Source organism: Galactobacter sp., from assembly GCF_022712295.1.
Taxonomy (GTDB): domain Bacteria; phylum Actinomycetota; class Actinomycetes; order Actinomycetales; family Micrococcaceae; genus Galactobacter.
Genome location: NZ_JALAGT010000145.1, coordinates 1 through 6,297, shown reverse-complemented (window position 1 = coordinate 6,297; position 6,297 = coordinate 1). Strand labels below are relative to the sequence as shown.

Sequence of the window (6,297 nt, the reverse complement as noted above, 5' to 3'; positions counted from 1 at the left end):
GCCGCTCCGGCGCCTGCCGCTGCACCGGCCGCTCCCGCAGCCTCCTCCACCGCTCCCGGCTACGTGACCCCGCTGGTGCGCAAGCTCGCCAACGACCACGGCATTGATCTCTCCACGGTCTCCGGCACGGGAGTGGGCGGACGCATCCGCAAGCAGGACGTGCAGGCCGCCATCGACGCTGCCGCAACGGCTGCCAAGGCCACGGCCGCGCCCTCCGCACCCGCTGCCAAGGCTCCGGCCGCGCCCAGCGCCGAGGCCGCCAAGCTGCGTGGCACCACCATCAAGGCCCCCCGCATCCGCCAGGTCATTGCCAAGCGCATGCGTGAGTCCCTGGACATCTCCACCCAGCTGACGCAGGTGCAGGAGGTGGACATGACCCGCATCGTGAAGCTGCGCAAGTCCGCCAAGGCCAAGTTCGCTGCCGACAACGGCGTGAACCTGACCTACCTGCCCTTCATCTCCGAGGCCGTCACCGAGGCACTCAAGGTCTTCCCCGAGTTCAATGCCTCCTACGACCAGGACAAGCAGGAGATCACCTACCACGCCGCCGAGCACCTCGGCATCGCGGTGGACACCGAGAAGGGCCTCGTGGTCCCCGTCATCTCCGATGCGGGCGACCTGAACCTGGCCGGCCTGTCCAAGAAGATCGCCGATCTGGCCGCCCGTGCCCGCGTGAACAAGCTGGGCCCGGATGAGCTCTCCGGTTCCACGTTCACCATCACCAACATCGGTTCCGCTGGCGCCCTGTTCGACACCCCGATCATCAACCAGCCCAACGTCGGCATCCTCGGCACCGGCATCATCCAGAAGCGCCCCGTGGTCGTCACGGACGCTGACGGTGACGATGTCATCGCGATCCGTCAGATGATGTACCTGTCGCTGACCTACGACCACCGTCTGGTGGACGGCGCCACCGCCGGTCGCTTCCTGCAGGCCGTCAAGGCCCGCCTGGAAGCAGGCGAGTTCGCCGGCGAACTGGGTCTCTGATCCGCCAGTTCGCGTCAGAGTAGTTCGCGTCCGAACTGCAACACCTCGAGCGGCCCCTTTCACACCTGAGAACAGGTGCGGAAGGGGCCGCTTTGGTGCATGCACATCAGGCAAGCCTTCCCTACTTCGACAGACCGTAGAAGTCGCAACTAAAGTGGAGTCATGACTTTTCTGACCTCAGTGCTCGTCGCCCTGCACATCCTCGGCGCGGCCGCGATTTTCGGCATCTGGCTTGCCACCTTCAAGAAGCCCACGGTGACCCTGTGGCAGCTGGTGGGTGCCATCGTCCAGGTCGTCACCGGCTTGGCCCTCGTCGGGATCGCCGAGGCCGGCGACGGCGACGTGAACCACATCAAGGTGGCCGTGAAGACGGTGGTCGCCGTGATCATCCTGATCGCCGCCATCATCGGGTTCAACAAGGCCAAGAAGGGCAAGGACGTGCCCACCGGACTGGCTCACGCCGTGGGTGGCATGGCCTTCATCAACATTCTCGTCGCCACCCTCTGGAACTGAGTTCAGCCGTTCTTCACCCGTTGGGGCCTCAGCAGCGCATGACGTCGCGTTGCTGGGGCCCCTTCCTTGTGCGGCACCTTGTGGTGCATCACCCGTCGCCGGCATCCGCGACCGTCACCGATTCGATTCGCCACTGGCCCGCGGCCAGCACCAGCGTGAAGGCGAGTTCTCGTTCCCGCGGCGTCTGTGCGGCGCGAGGCGTCGTCTGCTCCGAGAGTTTCACTTCCGTTCCGGTCGTCACGCTGGTCGCCAAGACCCTAACCTTGGCTTGGCCGTCCTCACCCGCAGGACGCAGGTTCTTCAGGCTGGAGGTCAGGGACACGAAATGCGTTCCACGGCTTCTGAGCCCGGAAATCAGCGCCCGGTCGGCTTTCAGCCCTTCCCCGTCCACGTAGACGGAATCCAGCACGCCCGCTCGTCTCTCGGACAGCGCGGCGGTGCGTTGCTTGTCCAGCTCAGGCAATGCGGCCATGGCCGCCTGAACGCGCTCCCCTCCGGAGTCCGCCACGCGCGTTGGCGCGGGCCTGCCAGCCGTGGGATCGACTCCGGAATCGTGGGTTGCTGTAGCGGGCGCACGGCTGTTGCCCGTTCCGCCGTCGGTCACGACGGTGACCACCGCTGCCGCAACGGCCACGGCGGAAGCGGCACCCACCACCCACACCGTGGCCCGACGGGCGGTTCCCCGACCACGGGTCCGGCCCAACTCGTCTGGCCTGGTGACTCGGCCGGCGCCGCCGGGTCGGCGCCTGCGCAGCAGCCGCCGCCACCGCGGCTGCGCCGGGGCCCGCGTACGGAGAAGGGGTACGCCGTCGCCTCCCGCGGCCGCGGTGGCATCCAACGGTGTCGCCTTGTGGCATTCCAACAGGGCCGGTCCGACGTCCGAGGCGTGCGGCCGCTCCTGCGGATCCGCAGCGAGGCAGTCCTCGATCAGCCGCGCGGCCGCCGCATCCACGTCCTGACGCAGCAGTGGGAGCGGGACACGGTCACGTTCCTCCCCCGGCGCCTCACCGGTCAGGACCAACCACGCCAAGGCGCCCCACCCGAACACGTCGGCGCCACGACCGTGAACGGCCTCCGGCGCCGAAAAGCCCTCCGTTCCGCCCTCGGCCCGGGCCTCCCCCAGCGCACGCGCCAGGCCGGGATCCACCAACATCGGAGCACCCTCTGCATCGAAGAGGACGTTGTCGGGACTGACGTCTCCGTGGACCGCCCCGTGACGGTGGAGGTGGGCCAGCGCCCGCGCAACAGGAACCAGTAGCGTCACGGCCTCACCCACCGGAAGTGGTCCCCGGGCTGCGAGCAGGGCCGAGACGGAGCCACCAGGGACGTGCGCCAGGAGTTCCCCGCGGCGCCTTCCCTCGGCCTCAACGACCTTGACGAGGTGCGGGTGATCCCACGCAGTCGGAACCTCCGTGGGCGCGTCTGCCTCGGTGACCGATTCCAGCGGGACACGTTCCACGAGCAGGTCATCCACGGATTCCCCGGCGGACGGCAAGGTGACCGCACCGCTCACGTCGCCGCGTCTCACCACCGTGACGCGAGCCTGTCCGCCGACCACCGCCGACTCGACATGAACGGCGTCTGGTTGCACGGACGTTGCATGACGCTTGCCCTGGCCGCGGACGTCCAGGATCGTTCTGTCCCCCGCCGGAGGAGAGGCGGTTCTGCCCGACGTGACGCGGTCGGCGGCCTTCGACGGGCGCGGCGCGGCGTGCCTGCCATGACGAGGTGCGTGGTGTGCGTGCGTTGGTTCCATGACACGAGTCTGCCCACTTCGCGTCATTCCCGCTGAAGTTATCCACAGGTGAGGTCTTAGGGTCGGTCTCATGGCCTTGACCACCATTCACCTCGGATACGCACCCGACCCGGTCGAGTACTCCTCGGCCCTCGACACCCAACACCGACTTCATGCCGACGTCGTGGCAGATCCCACCCAGGCATACCTGCTCCTCCTGGAACACCCAGCCGTGTACACGGCGGGCCGCCGCACCGGGGACGCCGAACGTCCCAAGGACGGCACACCCGTGCTGGACGTGGACCGTGGAGGACTGATCACCTGGCACGGCCCCGGACAGCTCGTGGCCTACCCGATCCTGCCCTTGGCAGACGTCACCGCGATCAAGGATTATGTGACCCGCCTTGAACAGGCCGTCATCGACACCGTGGGCGCCTACGGTGTCGAGGGGGTCCGCGTTCCCGGCCGCGCCGGCGTCTGGGTCCTGGAACCCGGACGTCCGGACCGCAAGATCGCCGCGATCGGCATCCATGTGGATCATGGCGTCACCTACCACGGCGTGGCGCTCAACATCGATAACGACCTGGCCCCGTACAAGAACATCATCCCGTGTGGCATCGCTGACGCGGATGTGACCACGCTGGCCAACGAAACCGGCAAGAGCATCACCGTGACGGACGTGGCCCCGGTGTTCGAGGCCGCGCTGCGCGAGACCCTGGCGGCGGCGATCAAACCGGAAGCCCTTCTCGCGCGTCCCCGCGAGGAGGTCTCGGCATGAGCGGCTGCTGCTCAACCGGAAGCGGAACCCAGGTCGGTACCGCACCCGGCCGCTCCGGGTCGTCGGGCACCCCGGCGCCCGAGGGGCGCCGCATGCTCCGCGTCGAGGCGCGCAACGCCGCCGTCCCCGTGGACCGCAAGCCCGATTGGATCCGCGCCGAATTGAAGATCGGTCCCGAATACGTCGGATTGAAGTCCCTCGTGAAGGACAAGGGACTTCACACCGTCTGTGAGGAGGCCGGCTGCCCCAACATCTTCGAGTGCTGGGAGGATCGCGAGGCAAGCTTCCTCATCGGCGGATCCCAGTGCACCCGGCGCTGCGATTTCTGCGAGATAGACACGGGCCGCCCCAAGGAGATCGACCGCGAGGAACCGAACCAGGTCGCCAACGCCATCAAGGAGATGGGGCTGCGCTACGCCACCGTCACCGGTGTGGCGCGTGACGACCTGGAGGACGAGGGCACCTGGCTCTATGCCGAGACCGTGCGCCGCATCCACGCACTCAATCCCGGGACTGGCGTGGAACTGCTGATCCCTGACTTCCACGGGACGCCGTCCCTGCTGGACGTGGTCGCGGACTCCCAGCCCGAGGTCTGGGCACACAACGTGGAGACCGTCCCCCGGCTGTTCAAGCGCATTCGCCCGGCCTTCCGCTACGATCGCTCCCTCTCCACCATCGGGCACGGCAAGTCCCGCGGCATGATCACCAAGTCCAACCTCATCCTCGGGATGGGCGAGGAACGCTCGGAGATCTCCCAGGCGCTGGCCGACCTCCGCTCGGCCGGGACGGACATCATCACGCTGACCCAGTACCTGCGCCCCACCACCCGCCACCTGCCCGTGGATCGCTGGGTGCGGCCGGAGGAATTCGTCGAACTGAGTGAGGAGGCCAAGGAACTCGGCTTCTCCGGTGTCATGGCCGGTCCGTTGGTTCGTTCCTCCTACCGTGCAGGCCGGCTCTGGGTCCGGGCCATGCGGCATCAAGGACGGGAGGTCCCCGCTTCCCTGTCCCACATCGAGGACGAGGGCGAGGCACGGCAGGAGGCCGCCACCGTCATGGCGGGGTTGGCCCGCTGAACACGGATTGACCGCTACGAGGACGGGATTCCAGCCGCATCGACGCTGAAGGCGTCCACGCTCATTTTCGGAAAGCGTGGACGCCTTCATCACGTTCGGCGCCCAGAGGCCCGCACCATCCGGTAGAATTGGCACGCTATGGCCAAGAAACTCGATAACTCCGCCCAGGAACAGATCCGTCAGCTGCGTCAGGCGCAGAAGGACGAGAAGCAGGCGGCCAAGGACGCCAAGAAGGCGGCCCGTAAGTCCGGTAAGGGCGAGGGTCGCTGGTCTCAGATCAAGCAGGTCTTCAAGATGACCCGCAAGGCCGAGCCCAAAGTCCCGTGGATCATGCTGCTGATCTTCCTGGGATCCGGTGTGGTGCTCGGCGCGCTCGGCTGGTTGATCGGCAACTGGATCACCTTCGGTATCCTCGGCCTGGTCATCGGTCTGCTGCTGGCCGTGATCTACATGAACAGGCGCGCCGAGAAGGCCGCCTTCGCACAGATCGAGGGCCGCCCCGGGTCCTCGGGCGCAGCGCTGTCCACCATGGGCCGCGGCTGGATCGTCCGAGAGGAGCCCGTCTCCGTCTCCCCCAAGCACCAGGACCTCGTGTTCATGGCCATCGGCAAGCCCGGCGTGGTCCTCGTGACCGAGGGCCCCACCGCGCGTGTGCGCCCCTTGGCCGACGGCGTGAAGCGCAATGTCACCCGCGCGGTGAAGAACGTGCCGATCACCGTGGTGAACGCGGGATCCCAGGACGGGCAGATCCCCCTCCCCAAGGTCCGCAAGGAACTCAAGGCATTGAAGAAGGCCATCTCCCGTCAGGAGATCAAGGCCGTTGACCAGCGCCTGTCCACCCTGAACATGTCCAAGCCGCCGATCCCCAAGGGCATCGACCCCAACCGGGTCCGCCCCAACCGCAAGGCGCTGCGCGGGCGCTGATCCGTCAGTCTCTTCGAGGCCACACGCGGGGGCGGGGACTTCGGTACGGAAGTCACCGCCCCCCTCGTTGTGCATTGCGCCAGTTCCGCCACTGACCTGAACCGAACTACAGCTGGATTTCCAACTTCAGCGCGGTCCTGCGCTTCGGGCGGCGGTCTCAACCGGTGGTTGCAACACGGTTGTCGATCAGGCCTGCAAGGCCTCCCGCAAGCACTCCGCGGGCGTAAACCATTCTAGCCGCTTCCGCGGCCGACCATTCAATTCATTCGCGACATATTCAAGAT

General features: G+C 67.1%; 6 protein-coding genes. 5 read left to right on the top strand and 1 reads right to left on the bottom strand.

From position 1 onward, the window contains the following. Both sucB and Q0A15_RS10740 read left to right on the top strand, forming a co-directional pair. The coding region (gene sucB, locus Q0A15_RS10745) for a 2-oxoglutarate dehydrogenase, E2 component, dihydrolipoamide succinyltransferase (RefSeq protein ID WP_291279523.1) at positions 1-987 on the top strand (987 nt) is incomplete at its 5' end. A 162-nt stretch (positions 988-1,149) separates the two neighbouring features. Beyond that, positions 1,150-1,500: a hypothetical protein gene (locus tag Q0A15_RS10740; RefSeq protein ID WP_291279522.1), complete on the top strand. Its 351-nt coding sequence runs from the start codon at positions 1,150-1,152 to the stop codon at positions 1,498-1,500. 88 nt (positions 1,501-1,588) lie between these two features. Here Q0A15_RS10740 and Q0A15_RS10735 read toward each other — a convergent pair whose 3' ends face one another. Next, positions 1,589-3,256: a protein kinase gene (locus Q0A15_RS10735; RefSeq protein ID WP_291279521.1), complete on the bottom strand. Its 1,668-nt coding sequence runs from the start codon at positions 3,254-3,256 to the stop codon at positions 1,589-1,591. Between the two features lie 70 nt (positions 3,257-3,326). On the opposite strand from Q0A15_RS10735, the gene lipB reads away from it, so the two are divergent. The 3 genes from lipB to Q0A15_RS10720 all read left to right on the top strand — a co-directional run bounded on the left by lipB (position 3,327) and on the right by Q0A15_RS10720 (position 6,013). Next, a complete protein-coding gene (gene lipB, locus Q0A15_RS10730) occupies positions 3,327-4,013 on the top strand; it encodes a lipoyl(octanoyl) transferase LipB (protein ID WP_291279520.1) in 687 nt (228 codons plus the stop codon). A gap of 92 nt (positions 4,014-4,105) precedes the next feature. Then, positions 4,106-5,089 (top strand): lipoyl synthase, encoded by a 984-nt coding sequence (gene lipA / locus Q0A15_RS10725; RefSeq protein WP_291279524.1) that lies wholly within the window; start codon positions 4,106-4,108, stop codon positions 5,087-5,089. Between the two features lie 138 nt (positions 5,090-5,227). Then, entirely contained in the window at positions 5,228-6,013 is a 786-nt protein-coding gene (locus Q0A15_RS10720; protein ID WP_291279519.1) for a DUF4191 domain-containing protein, read from the top strand. Positions 6,014-6,297: the final 284 nt, after the last annotated feature.

Bases quoted from the DNA above. Each gene is read 5' to 3' on its own strand.
- Q0A15_RS10735 (WP_291279521.1), bottom strand. From the start codon at position 3,256: ATGGAACCAACGCACGCACACCACGCACCTCGTCATGGCAGGCACGCC.
- lipA (WP_291279524.1), top strand. From the start codon at position 4,106: ATGCTCCGCGTCGAGGCGCGCAACGCCGCCGTCCCCGTGGACCGCAAG.
- lipB (WP_291279520.1), top strand. From the start codon at position 3,327: ATGGCCTTGACCACCATTCACCTCGGATACGCACCCGACCCGGTCGAG.
- Q0A15_RS10740 (WP_291279522.1), top strand. From the start codon at position 1,150: ATGACTTTTCTGACCTCAGTGCTCGTCGCCCTGCACATCCTCGGCGCG.
- Q0A15_RS10720 (WP_291279519.1), top strand. From the start codon at position 5,228: ATGGCCAAGAAACTCGATAACTCCGCCCAGGAACAGATCCGTCAGCTG.